Below are 20,314 nucleotides of genomic sequence, written 5' to 3'. Positions count from 1 at the left end.
CATGGCGACGACGCTGACGAAGCCGGCCCGGCACGCCGCCGGGGCGTCCCGGCGGGCCGGCGGTCCGTCCACCCGCCGGCCCAACTGGGTGGCCGGGGCGGCCGGGTGGATCTGGCTGGCGATCGTGGTGGTCCCGATCTACTGGATCGTCGTCACCAGCTTCAAGGAGCAGAGCTCCTACTACGCCTCCAACCCGCTCGCGCCGCCGGCGGAGCCCACGCTGGGGGCCTACAAGCTGGTGCTGGAGTCGGACTTCGCGCTGTACTTCCTCAACAGCCTGCTGCTCACCCTCGGCGCGGTCGTCCCCGCCGTCGGGGTGTCGTTCATGGCGGCGTACGCGATCGTGCGCGGCGGCGGGCGGTTCCTGCGCGGGGTGAACTCGCTGTTCCTCATGGGGCTGGCGATCCCGCTCCAGGCCACGATCATCCCGATCTACCTGATCATCATCCGGCTGCACCTGTACGACTCGCTGCTGGGCATGATCCTGCCCTCCATCGCGTTCGCGATCCCCCTGTCGGTGCTGGTGCTGTCCAACTTCATCAGGGACGTGCCCAAGGAGCTGTTCGAGTCGATGCGGCTGGACGGCGCCACCGACTGGGGCATGCTCTGGCGGCTGACCTTCCCGCTGACCCGTCCGGCCGTGGTGACGGTGACCATCTACAACGCGCTGACCATCTGGAACGGCTTCCTGCTGCCGCTGATCCTGACCCAGAGCCCGGACAAGCGCACGCTGCCGCTGGCGTTGTGGACGTTCCAGGGCCAGTACAGCGTGAACGTGCCCGCCGTGCTGGCCTCGGTCGTCCTGACCACGCTGCCCATCCTGATCCTGTACGTGGTGGGCCGCCGTCAGCTGCTCAGCGGGCTGACCGCGGGCTTCGGCAAGTGAGCGACGGCCCTCCCGCGCTCCCGCCCGGGAGGGCCGTCCATCGCGGCGCGCACCAGGGCCTCGGCGGTCCCGGCCAGGGCGGCGCGCGCCCGCGGCCGGCCGGCCGGCGGCGCGGCGCGCAGCGGGGCCAGCAGGCGCACCTCGACGGCCAGCCGCCGGGTCGCGGCCACCCGCAGCACCGAGGCGAGCAGCGAGTCCTCGCCCACGTAGCAGGCCCGGGTCGAGGGCCGGCCGTCCTCGCGGTAGCGCAGCGTGGCGGGCCGTACGGCGGCGCCCGCGTCGATCGCCGCCTGGAACACCGCCGGCCGGAAGTCGCCCATGCCGAGCCCGCACCACGTCGTGCCCTCGGGGAAGGCCACGACGGTGTCGCCCGCCCGCAGCGCCGCGGCCACGGCGGCGACCGCCGACGGCAGCGCGGACAGGCGTTCCCTGTCGATGAACAGCGCCCCCGAGCCCGCGGCCAGCGTGCGGACGACCGGCCAGGCGGCGATCTCCCGCTTGGCCAGCGGGCGCGAGGGCACCGCGGCCGCGATGACCAGCGGGTCCAGCCACGACACGTGATTGGCCACGACCAGCTCCCCGGCCTCCCCGCCCACGCCGGAAGCCCCGGCCTCCCCCCTCGCACCGGCAGCCCCGGCCTCCCTCCTCACACCGGAAGCCCCCGCCTCCCCCGCAGCCCCGGACCCCGGCCCTGCCGCGGCGTCCTCCGATGGTTCCTCGGTGGTGAGCTCCAGGCGGATGCCGAGGGCCCGCAGCAGGAGGCGGGCCCACGTCCCGGTGAGGCGCGCCCGTACGTCGGCGCGCACGTGGCGGGCCGTCAGCGCGACCGGCACCCCGGCCAGCACCACCACGACCGCCGCGAGCAGCCGCAGCGCCCGGCGCGCCGCCCCCGCTGCGACGACCGCCGCCCCCACGCACATGTCCGGCGTGCACGGCCCCGTGCGCAGCCACGGGCCGGTCACGGCGTCCCGCCCAGGAAGTGGCGCAGGTAGCGGGTGTTCACCTGGGCCATCGAGAGCAGCACGAAGAAGTCGGCGGTGCCGAAGTCCCGGTCGTGCGCGGGCGGCCCGCACACCCACGCGCCCAGCCGCAGGTAGCCGCGGAGCAGCGCGGGCGGCACGAACCGGTCCGAGCGCGGCGCGCCGGCGGCCGTCCAGGGCACGTGCGGCGTGACCCGGTGCTCCTCGGGGCCGAGCGGCACCCGCCCGGCCACCCCGGCCGCCAGCGCGCCGCCGTCGTCGAGCGGCACCGAGCAGCAGCCCGCCAGCCACTGGTGGCCGCCGCTCACCATGTACCGGGCGATCCCGGCCCACATCAGCGCGACCACCGCGCCGTCCCGGTGATCCGGGTGCACGGTGGTACGCCCTGCTTCGACCAGGTTGTTGCGGATCGGGGCGAGGGCGCGCAGGTCGAACTCGCCGTCGGAGTAGAGCCGGTCCGACCGCCCCGGCGGCAGCAGCCGGTACGTCCCCACCACCCGCCGCCCCTCCCGCACCAGGAGGTGGTCGCAGTAGGCGTCGAACCGGTCGACGTCGAGGCCGGAGACCGGGCTGTCGAGCCGCGCCCCCATCTCCTCGGCGAAGACCTCGTACCGCAGCCGCTGGGCCGCCTGGAGGTCGGCGGGGCTCGTGGCCATGCCGACCGTGTACCGGCTCGTGTCAAGAGAGATCGTCATGGGCGCGGGGTCCTTCCCTGAAAGCGTCTCGCGACCATGTCGTCATGCCGACATGACGGCCGGCTCTCGGGTCGGGGGCACCCAGGCGTCGGAGCGGTGAACTAGCTCGCGGCCTCCTTCTCGCGGTCGCGGCGGTTGGCGTACAGGCTGGTCAGGGTGACCGTGGTCAGGACGGCGACGATCACGCCGAGCGAGGCGAGCGTCGGGATCTGCGGCATCCAGTCCCAGACGCCGTGCGCCCAGTGCAGGACGAGCTTGACCCCGATGAAGGCCAGGATGACGCTCAGCCCGTGGTTGAGGTGGCGCAGCTTGGTCAGGACGCCCTGCAGCACGAAGTACAGCGCCCGCAGGCCCATCAGCGCGAAGGCGTTGGTGGCGAAGACCAGGAACGGGTCCTCGGTCACGCCGTACACGGCCGGCACGGAGTCCACGGCGAAGACGATGTCCGTGCCGAGGACGGCGACGGCGGCCAGGGCCAGCGGCGTCAGGGCCAGCCGTCCGCCCTCGCGCACGGCCAGCCGGGAGCCGCGGTAGTCGTCGGTGACCGGCACGAACCGGCGCACCAGCCGGACGCTGCGCATGGACGAGATGTCCACCTGCTGCTCGTGGCCGCCGAGCACGTCCTTGAGGATCTTCCCGGCGGTGACGATGAGGATCGCGCCGAACAGCAGGAACGCCCACGTGCCGCTCTGCAGGGCGGCGGCGCCGAGCCAGATGAAGACGCCGCGCAGGACGAGCGCGCCGACGATCCCGTACAGCAGGACCTGCCGGGCGAGGGCGGGCGGGACCGCGAAGGCGGCCAGCAGCAGCATGAACACGAACAGGTTGTCCACCGACAACGACTTCTCCACCACGAACCCGGTGAAGAACTCCACGGCGACGCCGCCGCCGTGGTCCGCCCACAGGTAGAAGCCGAAGATCACCGGCAGGATCAGGTAGAACACCGACCAGCCGGCCGCCTCGCGCATGCGGACCTCGTGCGGGCGCCTGGTCAACAGCAGATCCAGCGCCAGCAGCAGCACGAGCCCGGCGATCGCGACCAGCCAGAGGGTGGGCGTGGCGATGGTGGTCAGGGCGGGGGCAGCCTGCAATGTGCCCGGGGGCATGGGTCCTCCTCGAACGCGCGTCATCGTTCGAGGTCTCCTTCGCCCGTGCGCCGATCGCGCGGGCGGCCGCCCGGGGACGTCTGGGACGTCCGTACTGACCGGGCCGGCGCTTGCGAAGTACTCCCCTCGGCACCCTCAGCCTAGGCGAAGTCACGACATGTCACCACCTGTTGGCCAGCCCCATCTGCGCGGCGCCCGCACTCTCCCCGCCACCAGGGACAGGGCCCCCGCTACCGACGGATGGTGAGGAGAGCCTGACTGCGGGGCGGAAAAGCGCTGACTATGCCATTTACCGTTAGGAAACTTTCCTTTATATTTAGGAGAATCCCCCAGCATGAAGGAACGGTGACATGCGCAGAGTATGGACCTTCTTAGCCATGGCGGCGGTCTCCGTCGCCACCGTCGTCGCGCTCTCCCCGCCGGCCTCGGCGCACGGTTACATCTCCGACCCGCCCAGCCGCCAGGCCAACTGCGCGGCCGGCAAGGTCAAGAACTGCGGCCAGATCATCTGGGAGCCGCAGAGCGTCGAGGGGCCCAAGGGCCTGCGCAACTGCAGCGGCGGCGACCCCCGGTGGGCCCCGCTGGACGACGACAGCAAGGCCTGGCCCGCCGCGTCCGTCGGCGACACGGTCAACTTCAAGTGGCTCATCGAGGCCCGGCACGCCACCAGCACGTGGGACTACTACGTCGGCGGCACCCGGATCGCCTCGTTCAACGACCACGGCAGGGAACCGGGCGCGACAGTGACGCACACGGTGAGCCTGGGCGGCCGGACCGGGCGCATCAAGCTGCTGGCCATCTGGAACATCGCCGACACGGAGAACGCCTTCTACAACTGCGTCGACCTCCAGGTGGGCCCCGGCGGCCCGACGCCGACCCCCACCGCCACCCCGACGCCCACCCCCACGCCCACCCCGACCCCCACGGTGACCCCCACGGTGACCCCGACCCAGGGCCCGGCCGGCAACTGGACGGCGGGCACCGCGTACAAGTCGGGTGACCAGGTGGTCTACAACAACGTCACCTACCGCTGCCTCCAGCCGCACACGGCGCTGCCCGGCTGGGAGCCGCCGAACGTGCCCGCCCTGTGGCAACGGGTGTGATCGTCTAGCTCCGGTGCACGGGGGCGGTGCGGTCGGCCATGATGGACGGGCCGGCCGCACCCCCCTTCCGGAAGGACGCCGATGAAACGACTTCTCGTCGCCGACGGCGGCGACCGGGTCGTCGAGAAGCTCGCCCTCGACTGCGCGGCCAGCCGCCACCCCGCCTTCTGCCGCCGGGTGCACGACGAGCTGACCGCGATCGATCCGCGGCTGCTCACCCGCGGCGGCCTGGTCGTGGCCACCGCGCTCGATCCGCGGGCGCAGCAGGCGGCACAACGGGCCGTCGAGGCGCGGGTCCGCCCGGGTGACGCGCCCGTCGCCGTCGAGGCCATGGCGGCGCCCGGCAGCGGCGAGATCAGGGCGCTGAGCCTCGGATTCCCCGATGAGTCCGAGCCCCGCACGTTCCCCGACGGGTCCCAGCGGCGCCCGTCCACCGCCGGGCCCGACCGGCCCACACTCACCGGCCTGACAGTCGGCGGCCGCCGCTACGACACCGTGGACGGCGCCACCATCCCCGGCCCCGTCTGGCGGGCCTCGATGGCCGGGGCGCTGCGCGGGACGCCGGAGTCCCGCTTCCCCGAGCCGGACGAGGCCCGCTTCGGCGGCTGCCGTCTGGCCTGCCCGCAATAAGGCGTCAGCGCGCTCCCAGCAGCTCGGCCAGGCGGTCCATGGACTGGGCGCCGCCCTTGGCGCCGTCGGCGCGGACGATGGCGTCGCGCGCCTCGACGGACGGGTGCACCGACTGGGCCACGTACCGGGTGCGGCCGCCGCTCTCCTCCAGCCGGACGGTCTCCAGAGCCACCTCGCCCGGCGTGCCCTCGAACTCCCACGTGCGCACGTACCGCTCCGGCGGCACGACCGCGTGGTAGACGCCGCCGAAGGCGTACTCCCGGCCGCGGGCGTCGGTGTTGACGAAGCGCCACCGGCCGCCCGGCGCGACCTCCATGACGTCCACCCGGGTGTCCAGCCAGTGGGGGCCCCACCAGCGCGGGATCAGCGCCGGGTCGGTCACTGCCCGGAACACGACGTCCCTCGGGGCGTCGAAGGTCCGGATCATGATGATGTCCTGGCGGCCGGGTTCGATGACGAATTCGGTCTCAGCCATGGTCACGTCCTTTCCTCGCTGTGCCGGAGCTTGCTGATCTCCTGGTCGAGCCGGTCGAAGCTGCCGGTCCAGCGTTCGCGGTAGCGGTCGATCCACGCGGAGGCGCCCTCCAGCGGCGCCGTCTCCAGGCGGCACGGCCGCCACTGGGCGTCGCGTCCGCGGCTGATCAGCCCGGCCCGCTCCAGCACCTTCAGGTGCTTGGACACGGCCTGCAGGCTCATCTCGAAGGGCTCGGCCAGCTCGTTGACCGTCGCCTCGCCGTCGGCCAGCCGGGCGAGGATGGCCCGCCGGGTGGGGTCGGCCAGGGCGGCGAAGGTGAGGCTGAGCTGGTCGTCGGGCATCGGTGTGTACGTTCCTTCCTGGGCGGTCCCGACCCTAATGGTCCACGATCGCGCCGCAGGAGACGTTCACGGTCGCCGACGTCATGGTCCGGGCCCGGTCGGAGGCGACGAACGCGGCCACGTCGCCCACGTCGGCCAGGGTGGCGAGCCGTCCGAGCAGGGTGGGCTCGCGCAGCTCCGCCTCCAGCGCGGCCTTGCCGGGGAAGGAGTCGGGGATGCTCTCCGGCACGCCGCCGGTGATGAGGGTGACCACGCGCACGCCCTGCGCCCCGGCCTCGCAGGCCCACTGGCGGCGGATGCCCTCCATGGTGTCCAGCGACACCTTGAACCCGCCCAGCCCCGGCTGCGTCTGCGGCCCGCCGCCGCCGAACAGCAGGACGACCCCCGAACCGGCCATGTGCCGCACGGCGGCCCTGATGGTGAGGAACTGGGTGCGCGCGGCGACCTGGATCGGCCGCAGGAAGTCCTCGACGGAGATCTCGGCCAGCGGGCGCTGCACGTCCTGGACGGAGACGGCGTTGAACGAGACGTCGATGCGGCCCTCGCGGTCGGCCACCGAGCCGGTGAACGCGTCGACGGCCTGCTCGTCCAGCGCGTCGACGAGGGCGGTCCGCGCCGTGCCGCCGGCCGCGCGGATGTCGTCGGCGACCTTGTCGAGCGATGCCTGGGTGCGGCCGGCCAGGTGGACGCGGGCGCCCTCGCGGGCGAAGGCGCGGGCCACCGCGCCGCCGATCGAGCCGCCGCCGCCGTAGACCACCGCGACCTTTTCCGGGAGAAGCATGTCTACCTCCTTGTTCAACCCATTGGTTTATCAACTTACAGGTTGAATACGCGACGGTGTCAAGAACTGGACAGTCCTGGAGGCTTTACCCGATCTTGCCAGGACTCCGGGGCGGTGTTACCTCTGGCGGGACGGGCGTCAACCGCGCGTCTTCTGTGCCCAGGAGGAACTGTGTCCCCTAGACCCTGGTTACGCGGCGCCGTGATCGCCCTCGCGGTCACCGCCTCCGCCCTCCCCCTGACCGGCGCCGCGCGGGGCGAACCCGGCGGCCGGGCCCCGATCGTGCACGACTTCCAGGCCGAGCAGCACGGCGAACCGGACCTGGACAACCGGCAGGGCCGCGTCCCGCCGCCCGCCGGGCTCGCCGCTCGGGCCGCCGGCGCGCGGATCCGCTGGAACGCCCTCGGCACCCCCGCCGTCGTCACCGGCGCCGCGCCGCTGGCCGAGGGACTGGGTGAGGACCCCGAACGGGCCGCCCGCGCCTACCTGGCCGCCAACGAGCCGCTGTTCGGCCTGTCGGCGGAGGAGGTCGCCGGGCTGGAGAAGGTCGCGGTCAACCCCCTCGGCGCCGGTCACGTGGTGCTCCTGCGCCAGCGGTTCGGCGGGCTGCCGGCCGGGGTGGACGGGCTCGTCGCGGTCGGCGTCGTGCACGGGAAGGTGCGCCACGTGACCTCCTCGCTCGCCCGTGAGCAGGCCGCTCCCCCGGCCGCCGCGATCAGCGAGGCGCGGGCCCTGGAGATCGCGGCCCGCGACGGCGGCGTGGACCTGGCCACGGCGACGACGAAGCAGGTCACGAAGGTGGCCGTGCCCGCGCCGGACGGCGTGCACAGCGCGTACCAGGTGGTCCTGATCGGCGGCGGGAAGGGCGCGGCGGCGGCGTACACCACCCACGTGGACGCGGTCAGCGGCGGCGTCCTCACCCGCGAGAACCTGGTCGACCACTTCGACCCGGAGAACCCGCGCTGGGCGGCCTTCCCGGTCAACCCGCCCGGCGACTACTCCGCCGACGACACCCGGCGGACCTGGTGCCAGGCGGCCGGGCCCGGCTGCGACCTCGCCACCGGCGGCGACCCGGCGACCGGCCGCGCCTGGGACGTGGACCACGCCACCGGCACGCCGACCCGCACCAGCGCCGGCAACGCCGCCCGGACGTACGAGAACCGCGCGAACGGCGACCCGTTCACCGTCGGCACCCGCGCGAACGCGCCCTCCCCGGACCGCGACTACGTCTACCCGTGGCGCAACACCTGGCACCGGGCCAAGTGCGACCCGGCGACGTTCGACCAGCCGGGCGAGGCGGACCTGGAGGCCGCCATCGCCAACCTCAACGCCATGCACAACCGCATGCACGACTGGTCCTACCGGCTCGGCTTCACCGAGTCCGCCTGGAACATGCAGGTGGACAACGGCGACCGCGGCGGGCTCGGCAACGACCCCGAGCTGGGCAACGCCCAGGCCGGGGCGCGCGTTGCGTCGGTACGCGACAACGCCAACCAGATCACCGGCCCCGACGGCGTCGCCCCGATCACCAACATGTACCTGTGGCAGCCGATCGCCGGCTCGTTCTACGCCCCCTGCGTGGACGGCGACTACGACATGTCGGTCATCGGCCACGAGTACAGCCACGCCATCTCCGGCCGCATGATCGCCGGCCCGAACGCCGGCTGGAGCGGCGCGCAGGCGGGCGCCATGAACGAGAGCACCTCTGACCTGTTCGCCATCGAGTACCTCGACGAGTACGGCTTCCGCTCCTCCGGCGCGACCCCGTACGTGATCGGCCCGTACGTCACCGGCGACCGGGCGCGGGGCATCCGCAACTACGACATGTCCAGGTCGCCGCTGAACTACAGCGACCTGTCCTACGACCTGGTCGGCACGCAGGTGCACGCGGACGGCGAGATCTGGACCGCCACCCAGTTCGGCGTCCGCGAGGCGTTCGTCAAGCGGTACGGCAAGGGCACGCCGGCCCGGCAGCGCGACTGCGCCGACGGCAAGGTGGCGGTGGACCGGTGCCCCGGCAACCGGCGGTGGGCGCAGCTCTCCTACGACGCCCTGCTGCTGATGGCCTCAGGCGCGGTCAGCTACGTCGACCACCGGGACGCGATCCTGGCCGCCGACGCCATCCGCTTCGACGGCGCTAACCAGGACATCCTGTGGCGGGCGTTCGCCGAGCACGGCCTGGGCGAGGGCGCGGCCAGCAACGGCCCGAACGACCCCGACCCGACGCCGAGCTTCGTCGACCCGGCGGGCCGCAACGGCTCCCTCCAGCTCAAGCCGCTCGGCGAGGCCAGGGACGCTGCCCTGCGGCTCTACGTGGGCGACTACGAGGGCCGCGCGGTGCCGGTCGCCGACACCGACCCGGCCACGCCGCTGGGCGACACCGTCGAGATGACGCCGGGGACGTACCGGTTCGTGGTGGCGGGCGCCGGGTTCGGGCACGCGCGGCTGACGTTCCCGGTGGTGGCGGGGGCGAAGCTGCCGCTCCCGCTGCCGCTGCCGCGCAACCTCGCCTCGGCCGCGGCGGGCGCGACGGCCGCCGGCGACGGCGTCAACCAGGCCCGGCTGATCGACGACACCGAGGCCACGAACTGGGCCTCGCGCACCGGCGCGCCGGCCGGCAAGTCGGTCGTCGTGGACCTGGCGGGCGAGCGTCCCGTCACGGTGCGCAGGGTCCAGGTGAGCGCGATGCTCCGGCCCGACGTCGGCGACGCCGCCGACCCGGGCGGGCAGAACAGGTTCTCGGCGCTGCGCGCGTTCGAGGTGCTGGCCTGCGCCGCGAACTGCGCCGACCCGGCGAGCTTCAGGAAGGTCTACACCAGCCCGGCGGACGCGTTCGACGCCACGCTGCCCCGGCCGCGCGGCGCGGACCTGCTGGTGCGCTCCTTCCGGGTGCCGCCGACCAGCGCCACCCACCTGATGCTGCGGGTGGTCGCCAGCCAGTGCACCGGCAACCCGCGCTACGCGGGCGAGCAGGACGCCGACCCCGGCTCGGCGACCGACTGCGCCACGGCGAGCCCGGCGCGCGAGCAGGTGCGGGCGGCGGAGTTCCAGGCGTACGCCCACTGACCCGGCGGCGGGCCGGCCGACCGGCCCGCCGCTCATGGGAACGGGTCTGGCGTCAGAACGGGTAGTGGGCCTGTTCGGTCGCCAGGGTGATCCAGCGGGTGTTGCTGAACGCCTCCAGGCCCCACCGGCCGCCGAACCGGCCGTAGCCGGAGGAGCCGGCCCCGCCGAACGGCGCCTGCGGCTCGTCGCCCACGGACTGGTCGTTGACGTGCACGATGCCGGTCCGCAGGCGGCGGGCCACGCGCAGGCCGTGGGTGCCGTTCTCGGTGATGATCCCGGCGGTCAGGCCGTGCTCGGTGTCGTTGGCCAGGGCCACGGCCTCGTCGTCGGTGGCGAAGGTGCCGACCACGCACACCGGGCCGAACGCCTCGCCGTAGTACAGACCGGCGTGCTTCGGCACATCGGTCAGCACCGTGGCCGGGTGCACCGCGCCCTCGGGCTCGCCGCCGCCGGCCAGCACCCTCGCGCCCTTGGCGACCGCGTCGGCGACCAGCCCGGCCACCCGGCGTGCGGCCTCCGCGCTGACCAGCGGCCCGATCACGGTCTCCGGCCGGGACGGGTCGCCGGCGGGCAGCGCGCGCACCTTGTCGGCGAACCGGCGGCCGAACTCCTCGGCCAGCGACTCGTGCACCAGCACGCGGTCGCCCGACATGCAGATCTGGCCCGCGTTCATGTAGACGCCGAACGCGGCGGCGTCGACGGCGTGGCCGAGGTCGGCGTCGTCCAGGACGATGATGGCGTTCTTGCCGCCCAGCTCCAGCAGGGCGGGCTTGAGGTGGCGGGCGGCGTGGGTGCCGACGATCCGGCCGACCTCGGTGGAGCCGGTGAAGTTGACCGCGCGGACGCGGGGGTCGGCGATGAGCGCCTCGGCGACCACGGCGGCGTCGGCCGGGTCGTTGGTGACCACGTTGAGCACGCCCGCGGGCAGCCCGGCCTCGTGCAGCAGGTCGGCGACGAACAGGCCGCACGCGATGGGGGCGTCCTCGCTGGGCTTCATGACGACGGTGTTGCCCGCGGCCAGGGCGGCGGCCACCGAGCGCACGCCGAGGATGATCGGCGCGTTCCACGGCGAGAAGGCGGCCACCACGCCGAGCGGCTCGCGCACGGCCAGGCCGAGCACGCCCTCCTCCTGCGCGGTGAGCACCTCGCCGCGCGGCGCGGTGATCGCGGCGGCTGCCTCGCGCAGCATGTTCGCGGCCAGCCCGACGTTGAACAGCGCCCACGGGCGGGTGCCGCCGACCTCGGCGGCCATCAGCGCCACGGCCTGCTCGCCGCGCTCCTGGAGCAGGTCGGCGGCCTTGAGGAAGATCGCCCGGCGGGCGAACGGGCTGGTGGCGGCCCAGCCGTCGAAGGCGGCCTGGGCCGCGTCCACGGCCGAGGTGACGTCCTCGACGCCCGCGGCGGCCACGGTCGCGTACACCTCGCCGGTGTAGGGGGCCAGGTCGGGCGTCGTACGGCCGCTCTGGGCGGGCACGTTCTTGCCGCCGATCAGCAGGTCACGGGCGATGGTCATGCGGACTCCCCTGATATCTCGGTAAGGACGCGCTGGGCGACGGCGAACGCCGCGTTGGCGGCCGGCACGCCGCAGTAGATCGCGCTCTGCAGCAGCACCTCGCCGATCTCGTCGGCCGTCAGCCCGTTGCGCACGGCGGCGCGGACGTGCATGGCCAGCTCGTCGAGGTGCCCGTGCGCGACCAGCGCGGTGAGGGTGACGCAGCTCCTGGTGCGCCGGTCGAGGCCGGGCCTGGTCCAGATCTCCCCCCAGGCGTAGCGCGTGATGAGGTCCTGGAAGTCCCTGGTGAAGGCGGTGGTGCGGGCTACGGCCCGGTCGACGTGGGCGTCCCCGAGCACTTCCCTGCGCACCCGCATGCCGGGGGCGGCGGGCAGGTGGGCGAGCAGCGCGGCGGTGACCCGGTCCGGCTGGTCGACGCCGGCCAGGTGGGCCGCTCCCGGCACCTCCACGAGCGTCGCGCCGGGGATGCCGTCGGCCAGCTCCCTGGCGTGCGCGGGCGGCGTGGCGGGGTCGTCGCGGCCGGCCAGGACCAGCGTGGGGACGGCGATGCCGGGCAGCTCGGCGCGCAGGTCGTAGCCGGCCAGGGCGTCGCAGCAGGCGGCGTAGCCGGCGGGGTCGGCGGCGGCGAGGTCGTCCAGCAGCGCCGGGTCGCCCGGCCCGGCGAACCAGCGCTTGGCCGTGGGCTCCAGCAGCGGCGCGGTGCCCCGCTCGCGGACCAGCGCGGCGCGCTCGCGCCAGCCGTCCGGCTCGCCGAAGCGGGCCGAGGAGCAGATCATCGCCAGGGACCGCAGGCGTGCGGGGTGGCGCAGGGCCAGGGTGGCGCCGATCGCGCCGCCGATGGAGATGCCGGCGTAGTGGAAGGCGTCCAGGCCCAGGTCGTCGGCCAGGTCCAGGACGAGCCCGGCCAGGCCGTCGATCGTGGACACGCCGAGCGGCGGGGAGCCGCCGTGTCCCGGCAGGTCGAAGCGGACCACGCGGAACCTGCGGGCCAGCGCGGCGGCCTGCGGCTCCCACACCCGGGTCGAGGTGCCGACCGACGGGCCGAGGACGATCGGCTCGGCGTGTTCCGGGCCGTCCACCCGGTGCTGCAACAACGTCACTTCTCCTCCAGCGCCCGCTTGACCAGGGCGGCGGCGGCGCCGGGCGGTCCGGCGACGGTCAGGGCGGCGCGCATGCGCCCGGGGTGCACCCGCAGGCCGGCGACGAGTTCCGCGGCGTCGCGGGCGGCGCCGGCGACCAGGCGCAGCGCCTCGCGCAGCGGCTGCCACTCGGCGTGCCAGGCGCCGGGCGGGCGCTCGTCCTCGGCGGCGAGCGAGGCGTACAGGACGGCGGCCTGGGCGGGCACCTGGCGGGCCGCCGCGGCGATCATCGTGGCCCGCACGGGGTTGTGCTTGTGCGGCATCGACGACGAGCCGCCGCCGACGCCCTCGGACACCTCGCCGATCTCGGTACGCGACATCACCAGCACGTCGGCCGCCGGCTTGCCCAGCGCGCCCGCGGTGAACGCCAGCGCCCCGGCCAGGTCGGCGACGGGGGTGCGCAGCACGTGCCAGGGCAGCGCGGGCGCGGCCAGCCCCAGTTCGGCGGCGAACCGGGCGGCCACCTCCAGCGCCGCCGCGCCTGCGTCGTCCTGGTCGGGGGCGGTGAAGCGGTCGAGGGTGCCGGCGGGGCCGCCGAGCTGGGCGGGCAGGGCCTCGCGGGCGGCGCGGAGGCGGTCGCGGGCGTCGAGGGCCAGCTTCCGCCAGCCCGCCGCCTTGAGCCCGAACGTGGTGGGCACGGCCTGCTGGGTGAGCGTGCGGGCGGCCATGACGGTGTCGCGGTGGGCCCACGCCAGCGTGGCGAGCCCGGCGGCCACCCGGTCGAGGTCGTCCAGGACCGGCCCGAGCGCCCGGTGGGCGACCAGCATGAGCGCGGTGTCCAGGATGTCCTGACTGGTCGCGCCCGCGTGCACGTGCTGCCCGTACGGCCCGGCGGCGGCGCGCAGGTCCTCCACCAGCGGGATGACCGGGTTGCCGCCCGAACGGGCCCGCGCGGCCAGGCCGGCCGGGTCGAACAGCTCGGCGCGGGCCGCGGCGGTCACGGCGTCGGCCGCCTCCCGCGGCGCGCGCCCGAGCGCGGCCAGCACCCGGGTGAGCGCGGCCTCCGCGTCGAGCATGGCCTGCAGGACCGCCACGTCGCCGGTCGCCCCGGCCCCGCCGCGCATGGGCGCGAGCAGCCCGAAGTCGCCCAGGGCGCCCACGGAGGACGCGCCCGGGTTCCCGCCGCCGGGGTCAGCCGAAGTCAAGGAAGACCGTCTCCTTCTCGCCCTGAAGATGGATGTCGAAGCGGTGGACGCCCTCCCGCTCCTCGACCGCGACCAGCGTGCGCGCCCGCTCGGGCGGCAGCGAGTCGAGGAAGGCGTCGGGCCGCAGGTAGATGCGGGTGAACAGGTGGTGGAGCAGGCCGCGGGCGAACACGCACACGCTGATGTACCCGTTGCCCGGCTCGACCGTGCGCAAGGTCCAGTGGCCGTCGGCGTCGGTGGGGACGCGGCCGAACCCGGTGAAGTCGACGCCGTGCCGGCCGATGACCGCGCCGTTGACCGGGTCGCGGCGCAGCGAGCCCGGCGCGCCCGACAGGTCGCCCGTGGGGTCGGCCTGCCAGAACTCCAGCAGCGCGTCGGGGATCGGGTCGCCCGCGCCGTCGTAGACGCGGCCGTGCACGGTGATGCCGCCGGCGGCCAGGTCGCCGCCGCCGGGGAAGGGCAGCGCGTAGCCGTAGAACGGGCCGACCGTCTGCGAGGGGGTGGGGTTCATCGGCCTTCCTCCATCCAGGTCGCGGCGGGCCCGTCGAGCACGATGTCCCACCGGTAGCCGAGCGACCACTCGGGCTTGGACAGGTCGTGCGCGTAGGCGGAGACCAGCCGCTGCCGGGCGGCGTCGTCGGTGACCGACTGCAGGATCGGGTCGTAGGGGAACAGCGGGTCGCCGGGGAAGTACATCTGGGTCACCAGCCGCTGGGCGAAGGCCGTGCCGAACAGCGAGAAGTGGATGTGCGCGGGCCGCCAGGCGTTGAGGTGGTTGCGCCAGGGATAGGGGCCGGGCTTGATCGTGGTGAAGTGGTAGCGGCCGTCGTCGTCGGTCAGGCAGCGGCCGACGCCGGAGAAGTTGGGGTCGAGCGGCGCGGGGTGGTCGTCGCGCTGGTGCAGGTAGCGCCCGGCGGAGTTGGCCTGCCAGATCTCCACGAGCTGGCCGCGCACGGGCCGGCCCTGGCGGTCGAGCACCCGTCCGGTCACGGTGATCCGCTCGCCCAGCGGCTCGCCGAGGTGCTGGCGGGTCAGGTCGGAGTCGAGGGCGGTCACGTCCGTGACGCCGAACACCGGGCCGGCCAGCTCGCTCGCCTCCGGGTCCTTCAGCGCGACCAGCGGCTGCTTGGGGTGGCGCAGCAGGGTGCTGCGGTAGGGGGCGTAGTCGCGCGAGGGGTGGTCGGCGGGCCGCTCGCCGCGGGACTCGCTCAGCGCGGCGATCTCGCGGTCGATGTCGGCCTGCGTGAGTGGTTCGGACATGGACGCTACCTTTCGAGTACGACGGCCAGCCCCTGGCCGACGCCGATGCAGAGGGAGGCGAGCCCGACGCCCGAGCCGGCCGCGGCCAGCCGGTGGGCCACGGCGCCGGTGACGCGGGCCCCGGAGGCGCCGAGCGGGTGGCCGATCGCGATCGCGCCGCCGTCGGGGTTGACCAGGGCGGGGTCGAGCTCGGGCAGCTCGGCCAGGCAGCCGAGCACCTGCGCGGCGAACGCCTCGTTCAGCTCGACGGTCGACAGGTCGCCGAAGCCCTTGCCCGCCTTGGCCAGCGCCTTGCGCACGGCCTCGACCGGGCCGAGCCCGAAGTAGCGCGGCTCCAGCGCGCTCGCGGCGCTCGCGGTGAGGCGGGCCAGCGGCTCGCGGCCGCGCAGCCCCTCCTCGTCGGTCAGCAGCAGCGCCGCCGCGCCGTCGTTCAGCGGGGAGGAGTTGCCGGCCGTGACCGTGCCGCCGTCCCTTCTGAACACCGGCTTGAGCCGGGCCAGCGCCTCGGCCGAGGTGTCGTCGCGGATGCCCTCGTCCCTGGTCAGGCCGGCGATCGGGACGATCTCGCGGTCGAGGGCCGCCTTGGCCGCCTTCCGGTGGCTGCCCAGCGCGTACGCGTCCTGCTCCTCGCGGGTGATGCCGTGCTTGTCGGCGATCAGCTCGGCGCCCTCACCGAGCGCGACCGTGTGCTCGGCGGGCATCCTCGGGTTGACCAGCCGCCAGCCGAGCGTCGTGGAGACCAGCTCCCCGCCGCCCGCCGGGAAGGCGCGGTCGGGCTTGGGCAGCACCCAGGGCGCGCGGGTCATCGACTCGACGCCGCCCGCGATCACCGCCGAGGCGTCGCCGACCGCGATCGCCCGGTACGCCTGGATGACCGCCTCCATGCCCGACCCGCACAGCCGGTTGACGGTGGCGCCGGGCGTGGTGACCGGCAGTCCGGCCAGCAGCGCGGCCATCCGGGCGACGTTGCGGTTCTCCTCGCCCGCGCCGTTGGCGTTGCCCATGACCACCTCGTCGGCGCTCTCCTGGCCGGTCCGCTCGACCAGCGCCGCGACGACGTGCGCGGCCAGGTCGTCGGGGCGCACCTTGGCCAGCGCGCCGCCGTGGCGGCCGAACGGCGTGCGGACGGCGTCGACGATGTAGACGTCCTTCATGCGATGACCTCCGCGTCGGTACGGTTGCGCAGCTCGTCCAGGCCCACGCCCGGCGCGCTCTCGGCCAGGGCCAGCCCCTTCTCGGTGACGTCGAGGACGCCGAGGTCGGTGATGATCCGGTGCACGCATCGCCGGCCCGTCAGGGGCAGCGAGCACTCCGCGACGATCTTGGGTGAGCCGTCCTTGGCGTTGTGCTCCATGATCACGATGACCTTGCGCGCGCCGTGCACCAGGTCCATGGCCCCGCCCATGCCCTTGACCAGCTTGCCGGGGACCATCCAGTTGGCCAGGTCGCCGCGGGCCGAGACCTGCATCGCGCCGAGCACGGCCACGTCGATGTGACCCCCTCGGATCATGCCGAACGACAGCGAGGAGTCGAAGAACGACGCGCCGGGGAGCACGGTGACCGTCTCCTTGCCCGCGTTGATCAGGTCGGGGTCGACGTCGGCGGGCGCGGGGTAGGGGCCGACGCCGAGGATGCCGTTCTCGGAGTGGAGGACCACGTCGACGCCCGGCGGCAGGAACGACGGGATGCGGGTGGGCAGGCCGATGCCGAGGTTGACGTAGTCGCCGTCGCGCAGCTCGGCCGCCGCCCGCGCGACCATCTGGTCACGGGTCCAGCTCATTCGGTGACCGTCCTCTTCTCGATGCCCTTGTCCGCCGCCTGTGCCGGGGTGAGGGGGAGCACGCGCTGCACGAACACGCCGGGCAGGTGGACCTCGTCGGGGTCGATGTGCTCGGCCAGCTCCTCGACCTCGGCGACGGTGACCCGCCCGGCCATGGCGGCCAGCGGGTTGAAGTTCCGGGCGGCGCGGTGGAAGACCAGGTTGCCGGACCGGTCGCCCCTGGCCGCCCGGACCAGCGCGAAGTCGGTGCGGATGCCGTGCTCCAGGACGTATTCCCGGCCGTCGAACTCGCGCACCTCCTTCGGCGGCGAGGCGACGGCGACGGTGCCGTCGGGGCGGTGGCGCAGCGGCAGGCCGCCGTCGGCGACGGGGGTGCCGACCCCGGCCGGGGTGTAGAAGGCGGGGATGCCGCTGCCGCCGGCCCGCAGCCGCTCGGCCAGGCTGCCCTGCGGGGTCAGCTCGACCTCCAGGTCGCCGCCCAGGTACTGCCGGGCGAACTCCTTGTTGTCGCCGATGTAGGAGGCGGTCACGCGGGCGATGCGCCCGGCGGCCAGCAGGATGCCGAGGCCGCCGCCGTCGACGCCGCAGTTGTTGGACACGACGCCGATGCCGGTCACGCCGGTGTCGTAGAGGGCCTGGATCAGCACGTTGGGGATGCCGCTGAGCCCGAAGCCGCCGACCGCGAACGACGCGCCGTCCCGCACGCCGGCCAGCGCCTCCGCGGCCGTCGCGACCACCTTGTCTCTCCGCACGACGCTCCGTTCAGCCGAGGGTGTCCGCCGAGTGCCCGCCCGAGGGGTGTTCGCTCTGCGAACTTTAGTTCACTATTATGAGTTCGAGTATCTGTAACCGGGGCGTTCCTGTCAAAGCCCCCACCTGGACGAGGAGTCGCCGATGGAACCGGCCGGGACCCTGGAGCGCGGCCTGGCCGTGCTGCGCGTGCTGGCCGCCGATCCCGGGCGGCCCATGCGCGCGACCGACCTCGTCCGCGCCACCGGGCTGGCCAGGTCCACGGTCGACCGCGTGCTGGCCACGCTCGTGCACCTCGGCCACCTGCGCGCGCAGGGCCGCGACGTGCTGCTCGCGCCGCCGCTGATGGAGCTGGGCGCGGCCTACCTGGCCTGCGACGGCCTCCAGGAGAGCCTGTCGCCCCTGGCCGAGCGGCTGGCCGCCGAGCTGGAGGAGTCGGTCTCGCTGGCCGTGCGCGACGGCGACGGCGTGCGCTTCGTCGGCCAGTTCACCCGGCGGCGCACGATGTCGGTGGCCTTCCGGGTGGGCGACCTGCTGCCCGCCGGGCGGTGCGCGGCCGGGCTGGCCCTGCTCGACCCCGCCGCGCCGTGGGCCGAGGACGACCAGCTCATCGAGCCGGGCCTGATCGCGGTCGCGCTGCCCGTACGCGACCCCGGCGGCACGGCGGTCTGCGCGGTCAGCGTGGTCAGCCACACCAGCAGGCACACGGTGGCGGGGCTGCGCGAGCACGCCCTGCCCCGCCTGCGCGCGACGGTGGCGGACATGGAGGCCGTCCTCGCCGCCCAGGCCGCCGGGCCACGGGAGCCGCGCCGCGCGCCCGCCGGCCTCGACGGTTCGCGGGCCGTCAAGGAGGAGCTGGGCATGGGCTACCTGCAGTCGCTCGCCCGCGGCCTGGCCGTGCTTGTCTCGCTCGGGTCGGCGCGCGGCGGCTGCACGCTGGCCGAGTCCGCCAGGGTGACCGGGCTGCCCCGGGCCACCGTCCGGCGGGCGGTGCTGAGCCTGGAGGGCCTGGGCTACGCCGCCGCCGTGGGCGACCGCCACGTGCTGCTGCCCAAGGTGCTCGAACTCGGCTACGCCCACCTGTCGGGGCGTACGTTCGGCGAGGTGGTCCAGCCGCACCTGGCCGACCTGGTGGCGCGCGTCCGCGAGTCGGCGTCGGTCGCGGTGCTGTCCGGCGACGACGTGCTCTACGTGGCCCGGGTGCCCACGGTCAGCATCATGAGCGTGGACATCACGGTCGGCACCCGCTTCCCGGCGTACGCCACGTCCATGGGCCGGGTGCTGCTGGCCGGGCAGCCCGCCGCGCGGGTGGCCGCCATCGAGCCGAAGCCGCTGTCCCGGCACACGATCACCTCGCCGGACGGGCTGGCCGCGGCCGTGCGGCAGGCCGCCGCCGACGGCTACGCGCTGGTGGACCAGGAGCTGGAGGAGGGCGTGCGGTCGATCGCCGTCCCCGTGCGCGGGCCGGACGGGCGCGTGGTGGCCGCGGTCAACGTGGCCACGCACGCCGGCCGGGCCAGCCGCGAGCACCTGCTGCGCGACGTGCTGCCCGAGCTCAGGCGGACGGCCGCGCGCATGGAGGCCGACCTCGCGCACACCGGCCGCCTCCCCTAGCCGGCCCGTCCACCGGGTGACCGCCTACCGGGTGACCGCCTACCGGGTGACCGTCTACCGGGTGGCCTCGGCGCGGGCCTCGCTCGGGGTCAGGCCGTACCGGGCGCGGAAGAGGCGGGCGAAGTGGGCCTGGCTGGAGAAGCCCCACCGGTGGGCCACGTCGGCGATCGTGGTCTCCGGCGCGCGCGGCCCGGTCAGCTCGGCGTGCGCCCGGACCAGCCGCCGCTCCACGATGTGCCGGGCGGGCGAGCGTCCGGTGGACTCGAAGATGCGCGCCAGGTGCCGCACGGAGATGCCCATGACCCCGGCCACCTGCGCCGCCCCCAGGCAGGGGTCGTGCAGGTGCCGGTCGATGTAGTCCTCGGCGACGATGAGCTGCGACCGGTAGGCGTCCGGCCCGGGACGCCCGCCCGTGCGCTCCTCGGCGAGCTGCCTGAGCAGGTCGAGCACGGCCCGCTCGGCCTCGGCCGGGTCGGGCGCGGACCGCAGGGCGGCCAGGCCGCCGATCATCGAGCGCAGCGCGGCCACGAGCGCGCCCTCCCGAGCCGTCGCCCTGCCGAACACCATCGGCCCCGGCAGCCCGCCCGCCACGCACGCCTGCGCGAACAGCTCGCGCGGGACGTCCACCAGTATCTGCCGCATCGAGGAGGAGAACCCGAACAGGTACGGCCGGCGCGTGTCGTAGACGACCAGCTCGCCCGCCGTGGCCGCCAGGCAGCCGTTCTCGTGCAGGAACACCGCCTCGCCCTTGAGCAGCAGGGTCGCGAACACCGAGTCCTTCGGCGTGGACCTGACGGTCTGCGGGCTGCGCTCGATCGCGTGGGCGTTCCCGGCGATCTCGGCCAGCCGCAGCCCGGCCAGCTCGATGTTGGTCTGCCTGGCCAGCAGGCCCTGCTCGGAGTACGACGTGCACGACAGGCCCACCAGCGCCCTGCGGTTGTAGTCCTCCCAGAAGTGGATGCGCTCGGCGGGTTCGACGTGCTCGGTCGTGGCCTGGGAGATCACGGAGACGGCGGGCAAGGCGACCCTCCTCGCGTTCGTGCCGGTCAG

The 20,314-nt window shown here is 74.5% G+C and carries 20 protein-coding genes; 5 read left to right on the top strand and 15 right to left on the bottom strand.

The annotated features are described in order from the left end of the window. Nucleotide 1: 1 nt before the first annotated feature. Complete coding sequence (locus tag ACIBST_RS28135; protein ID WP_397175924.1) at nucleotides 2–886, top strand: carbohydrate ABC transporter permease; 885 nt, start codon at nucleotides 2–4, stop codon at nucleotides 884–886. On the opposite strand, the gene ACIBST_RS28130 is transcribed toward ACIBST_RS28135, so the two are convergent. The 3 genes from ACIBST_RS28130 to ACIBST_RS28120 all read right to left on the bottom strand — a co-directional run bounded on the left by ACIBST_RS28130 (nucleotide 847) and on the right by ACIBST_RS28120 (nucleotide 3,667). Further along, nucleotides 847–1,848, bottom strand: coding sequence for a lysophospholipid acyltransferase family protein (locus ACIBST_RS28130; protein ID WP_397175922.1), 1,002 nt, complete (start codon nucleotides 1,846–1,848; stop codon nucleotides 847–849). The genes ACIBST_RS28135 and ACIBST_RS28130 overlap by 40 nt on opposite strands. After that, complete coding sequence (locus ACIBST_RS28125) at nucleotides 1,845–2,561, bottom strand: GNAT family N-acetyltransferase (protein ID WP_397175920.1); 717 nt, start codon at nucleotides 2,559–2,561, stop codon at nucleotides 1,845–1,847. Before ACIBST_RS28125 ends, ACIBST_RS28130 begins: the two co-directional genes overlap by 4 nt. 101 nt (nucleotides 2,562–2,662) lie before the next feature. Then, a complete protein-coding gene (locus tag ACIBST_RS28120; RefSeq protein ID WP_397175918.1) occupies nucleotides 2,663–3,667 on the bottom strand; it encodes a TerC/Alx family metal homeostasis membrane protein in 1,005 nt (334 codons plus the stop codon). A 350-nt stretch (nucleotides 3,668–4,017) separates the two neighbouring features. Between ACIBST_RS28120 and ACIBST_RS28115 the strand changes: the two genes are divergently transcribed. Together ACIBST_RS28115 and ACIBST_RS28110 are read left to right on the top strand one after the other, a co-directional pair. After that, entirely contained in the window at nucleotides 4,018–4,770 is a 753-nt protein-coding gene (locus tag ACIBST_RS28115; RefSeq protein ID WP_397175916.1) for a lytic polysaccharide monooxygenase, read from the top strand. Nucleotides 4,771–4,851: 81 nt separating this feature from the next. Further along, complete coding sequence (locus ACIBST_RS28110; protein WP_397175914.1) at nucleotides 4,852–5,400, top strand: hypothetical protein; 549 nt, start codon at nucleotides 4,852–4,854, stop codon at nucleotides 5,398–5,400. Nucleotides 5,401–5,404: 4 nt separating this feature from the next. Here ACIBST_RS28110 and ACIBST_RS28105 read toward each other — a convergent pair whose 3' ends face one another. Genes ACIBST_RS28105 through ACIBST_RS28095 form a run of 3 tightly spaced genes read right to left on the bottom strand, consistent with a single transcriptional unit; the run spans nucleotide 5,405 to nucleotide 6,997 of the window. Continuing rightward, complete coding sequence (locus tag ACIBST_RS28105; RefSeq protein ID WP_397175913.1) at nucleotides 5,405–5,875, bottom strand: SRPBCC family protein; 471 nt, start codon at nucleotides 5,873–5,875, stop codon at nucleotides 5,405–5,407. Between the two features lie 2 nt (nucleotides 5,876–5,877). After that, nucleotides 5,878–6,216, bottom strand: coding sequence for an ArsR/SmtB family transcription factor (locus ACIBST_RS28100; RefSeq protein WP_397175911.1), 339 nt, complete (start codon nucleotides 6,214–6,216; stop codon nucleotides 5,878–5,880). Between the two features lie 34 nt (nucleotides 6,217–6,250). Continuing rightward, entirely contained in the window at nucleotides 6,251–6,997 is a 747-nt protein-coding gene (locus ACIBST_RS28095) for an SDR family NAD(P)-dependent oxidoreductase (protein ID WP_397175909.1), read from the bottom strand. 171 nt (nucleotides 6,998–7,168) lie between these two features. On the opposite strand from ACIBST_RS28095, the gene ACIBST_RS28090 reads away from it, so the two are divergent. Further along, nucleotides 7,169–10,063 carry a M36 family metallopeptidase gene (locus ACIBST_RS28090; protein ID WP_397175907.1) on the top strand — a complete coding sequence of 965 codons (2,895 nt, stop codon included), beginning with the start codon at nucleotides 7,169–7,171 and terminating at the stop codon, nucleotides 10,061–10,063. 52 nt (nucleotides 10,064–10,115) lie between these two features. Here the strand turns inward: ACIBST_RS28090 and ACIBST_RS28085 are convergent, their stop codons facing one another. From ACIBST_RS28085 to ACIBST_RS28050, 8 genes are read right to left on the bottom strand one after another with little or no spacing between them, the layout of a single operon-like run. Then, nucleotides 10,116–11,576 carry an aldehyde dehydrogenase family protein gene (locus ACIBST_RS28085; RefSeq protein ID WP_397175905.1) on the bottom strand — a complete coding sequence of 487 codons (1,461 nt, stop codon included), beginning with the start codon at nucleotides 11,574–11,576 and terminating at the stop codon, nucleotides 10,116–10,118. Beyond that, complete coding sequence (gene pcaC / locus ACIBST_RS28080) at nucleotides 11,573–12,670, bottom strand: 4-carboxymuconolactone decarboxylase (protein WP_397176066.1); 1,098 nt, start codon at nucleotides 12,668–12,670, stop codon at nucleotides 11,573–11,575. Before pcaC ends, ACIBST_RS28085 begins: the two co-directional genes overlap by 4 nt. 2 nt (nucleotides 12,671–12,672) lie before the next feature. Continuing rightward, nucleotides 12,673–13,860, bottom strand: coding sequence for a 3-carboxy-cis,cis-muconate cycloisomerase (gene pcaB, locus ACIBST_RS28075; protein ID WP_397175904.1), 1,188 nt, complete (start codon nucleotides 13,858–13,860; stop codon nucleotides 12,673–12,675). Then, nucleotides 13,847–14,371: a protocatechuate 3,4-dioxygenase subunit alpha gene (gene pcaG, locus ACIBST_RS28070; RefSeq protein ID WP_352328073.1), complete on the bottom strand. Its 525-nt coding sequence runs from the start codon at nucleotides 14,369–14,371 to the stop codon at nucleotides 13,847–13,849. Before pcaG ends, pcaB begins: the two co-directional genes overlap by 14 nt. Next, complete coding sequence (pcaH, locus tag ACIBST_RS28065) at nucleotides 14,368–15,120, bottom strand: protocatechuate 3,4-dioxygenase subunit beta (protein ID WP_397175903.1); 753 nt, start codon at nucleotides 15,118–15,120, stop codon at nucleotides 14,368–14,370. The genes pcaG and pcaH overlap by 4 nt, the downstream gene beginning before the upstream one ends. A 5-nt stretch (nucleotides 15,121–15,125) precedes the next feature. Beyond that, a complete protein-coding gene (locus ACIBST_RS28060) occupies nucleotides 15,126–16,274 on the bottom strand; it encodes a thiolase family protein (protein ID WP_397175902.1) in 1,149 nt (382 codons plus the stop codon). Then, nucleotides 16,271–16,900: a CoA transferase subunit B gene (locus ACIBST_RS28055; protein ID WP_397175901.1), complete on the bottom strand. Its 630-nt coding sequence runs from the start codon at nucleotides 16,898–16,900 to the stop codon at nucleotides 16,271–16,273. Before ACIBST_RS28055 ends, ACIBST_RS28060 begins: the two co-directional genes overlap by 4 nt. Further along, entirely contained in the window at nucleotides 16,897–17,652 is a 756-nt protein-coding gene (locus tag ACIBST_RS28050; protein WP_397175900.1) for a CoA transferase subunit A, read from the bottom strand. Before ACIBST_RS28050 ends, ACIBST_RS28055 begins: the two co-directional genes overlap by 4 nt. 142 nt (nucleotides 17,653–17,794) lie before the next feature. On the opposite strand from ACIBST_RS28050, the gene ACIBST_RS28045 reads away from it, so the two are divergent. Continuing rightward, nucleotides 17,795–19,264 (top strand): IclR family transcriptional regulator C-terminal domain-containing protein, encoded by a 1,470-nt coding sequence (locus ACIBST_RS28045; protein ID WP_397175899.1) that lies wholly within the window; start codon nucleotides 17,795–17,797, stop codon nucleotides 19,262–19,264. Between the two features lie 54 nt (nucleotides 19,265–19,318). On the opposite strand, the gene ACIBST_RS28040 is transcribed toward ACIBST_RS28045, so the two are convergent. Further along, nucleotides 19,319–20,284 (bottom strand): helix-turn-helix domain-containing protein, encoded by a 966-nt coding sequence (locus tag ACIBST_RS28040; protein ID WP_397175897.1) that lies wholly within the window; start codon nucleotides 20,282–20,284, stop codon nucleotides 19,319–19,321. Nucleotides 20,285–20,314: the final 30 nt, after the last annotated feature.

It is taken from the genome of Nonomuraea sp. NPDC049684, from assembly GCF_044465345.1.
GTDB lineage: Bacteria > Actinomycetota > Actinomycetes > Streptosporangiales > Streptosporangiaceae > Nonomuraea.
This window is presented reverse-complemented; position numbering and strand designations above follow the sequence as displayed.

What these genes read in the sequence shown, in the direction of transcription:
- ACIBST_RS28135 (WP_397175924.1), top strand. Translation starts at nt 2, where the DNA reads ATGGCGACGACGCTGACGAAGCCGGCCCGGCACGCCGCCGGGGCGTCC.
- ACIBST_RS28125 (WP_397175920.1), bottom strand. Translation starts at nt 2,561, where the DNA reads ATGACGATCTCTCTTGACACGAGCCGGTACACGGTCGGCATGGCCACG.
- ACIBST_RS28120 (WP_397175918.1), bottom strand. Translation starts at nt 3,667, where the DNA reads ATGCCCCCGGGCACATTGCAGGCTGCCCCCGCCCTGACCACCATCGCC.
- ACIBST_RS28115 (WP_397175916.1), top strand. Translation starts at nt 4,018, where the DNA reads ATGCGCAGAGTATGGACCTTCTTAGCCATGGCGGCGGTCTCCGTCGCC.
- ACIBST_RS28110 (WP_397175914.1), top strand. Translation starts at nt 4,852, where the DNA reads ATGAAACGACTTCTCGTCGCCGACGGCGGCGACCGGGTCGTCGAGAAG.
- ACIBST_RS28105 (WP_397175913.1), bottom strand. Translation starts at nt 5,875, where the DNA reads ATGGCTGAGACCGAATTCGTCATCGAACCCGGCCGCCAGGACATCATC.
- ACIBST_RS28100 (WP_397175911.1), bottom strand. Translation starts at nt 6,216, where the DNA reads ATGCCCGACGACCAGCTCAGCCTCACCTTCGCCGCCCTGGCCGACCCC.
- ACIBST_RS28095 (WP_397175909.1), bottom strand. Translation starts at nt 6,997, where the DNA reads ATGCTTCTCCCGGAAAAGGTCGCGGTGGTCTACGGCGGCGGCGGCTCG.
- ACIBST_RS28085 (WP_397175905.1), bottom strand. Translation starts at nt 11,576, where the DNA reads ATGACCATCGCCCGTGACCTGCTGATCGGCGGCAAGAACGTGCCCGCC.
- pcaG (WP_352328073.1), bottom strand. Translation starts at nt 14,371, where the DNA reads ATGAACCCCACCCCCTCGCAGACGGTCGGCCCGTTCTACGGCTACGCG.
- pcaH (WP_397175903.1), bottom strand. Translation starts at nt 15,120, where the DNA reads ATGTCCGAACCACTCACGCAGGCCGACATCGACCGCGAGATCGCCGCG.
- ACIBST_RS28060 (WP_397175902.1), bottom strand. Translation starts at nt 16,274, where the DNA reads ATGAAGGACGTCTACATCGTCGACGCCGTCCGCACGCCGTTCGGCCGC.
- ACIBST_RS28055 (WP_397175901.1), bottom strand. Translation starts at nt 16,900, where the DNA reads ATGAGCTGGACCCGTGACCAGATGGTCGCGCGGGCGGCGGCCGAGCTG.
- ACIBST_RS28045 (WP_397175899.1), top strand. Translation starts at nt 17,795, where the DNA reads ATGGAACCGGCCGGGACCCTGGAGCGCGGCCTGGCCGTGCTGCGCGTG.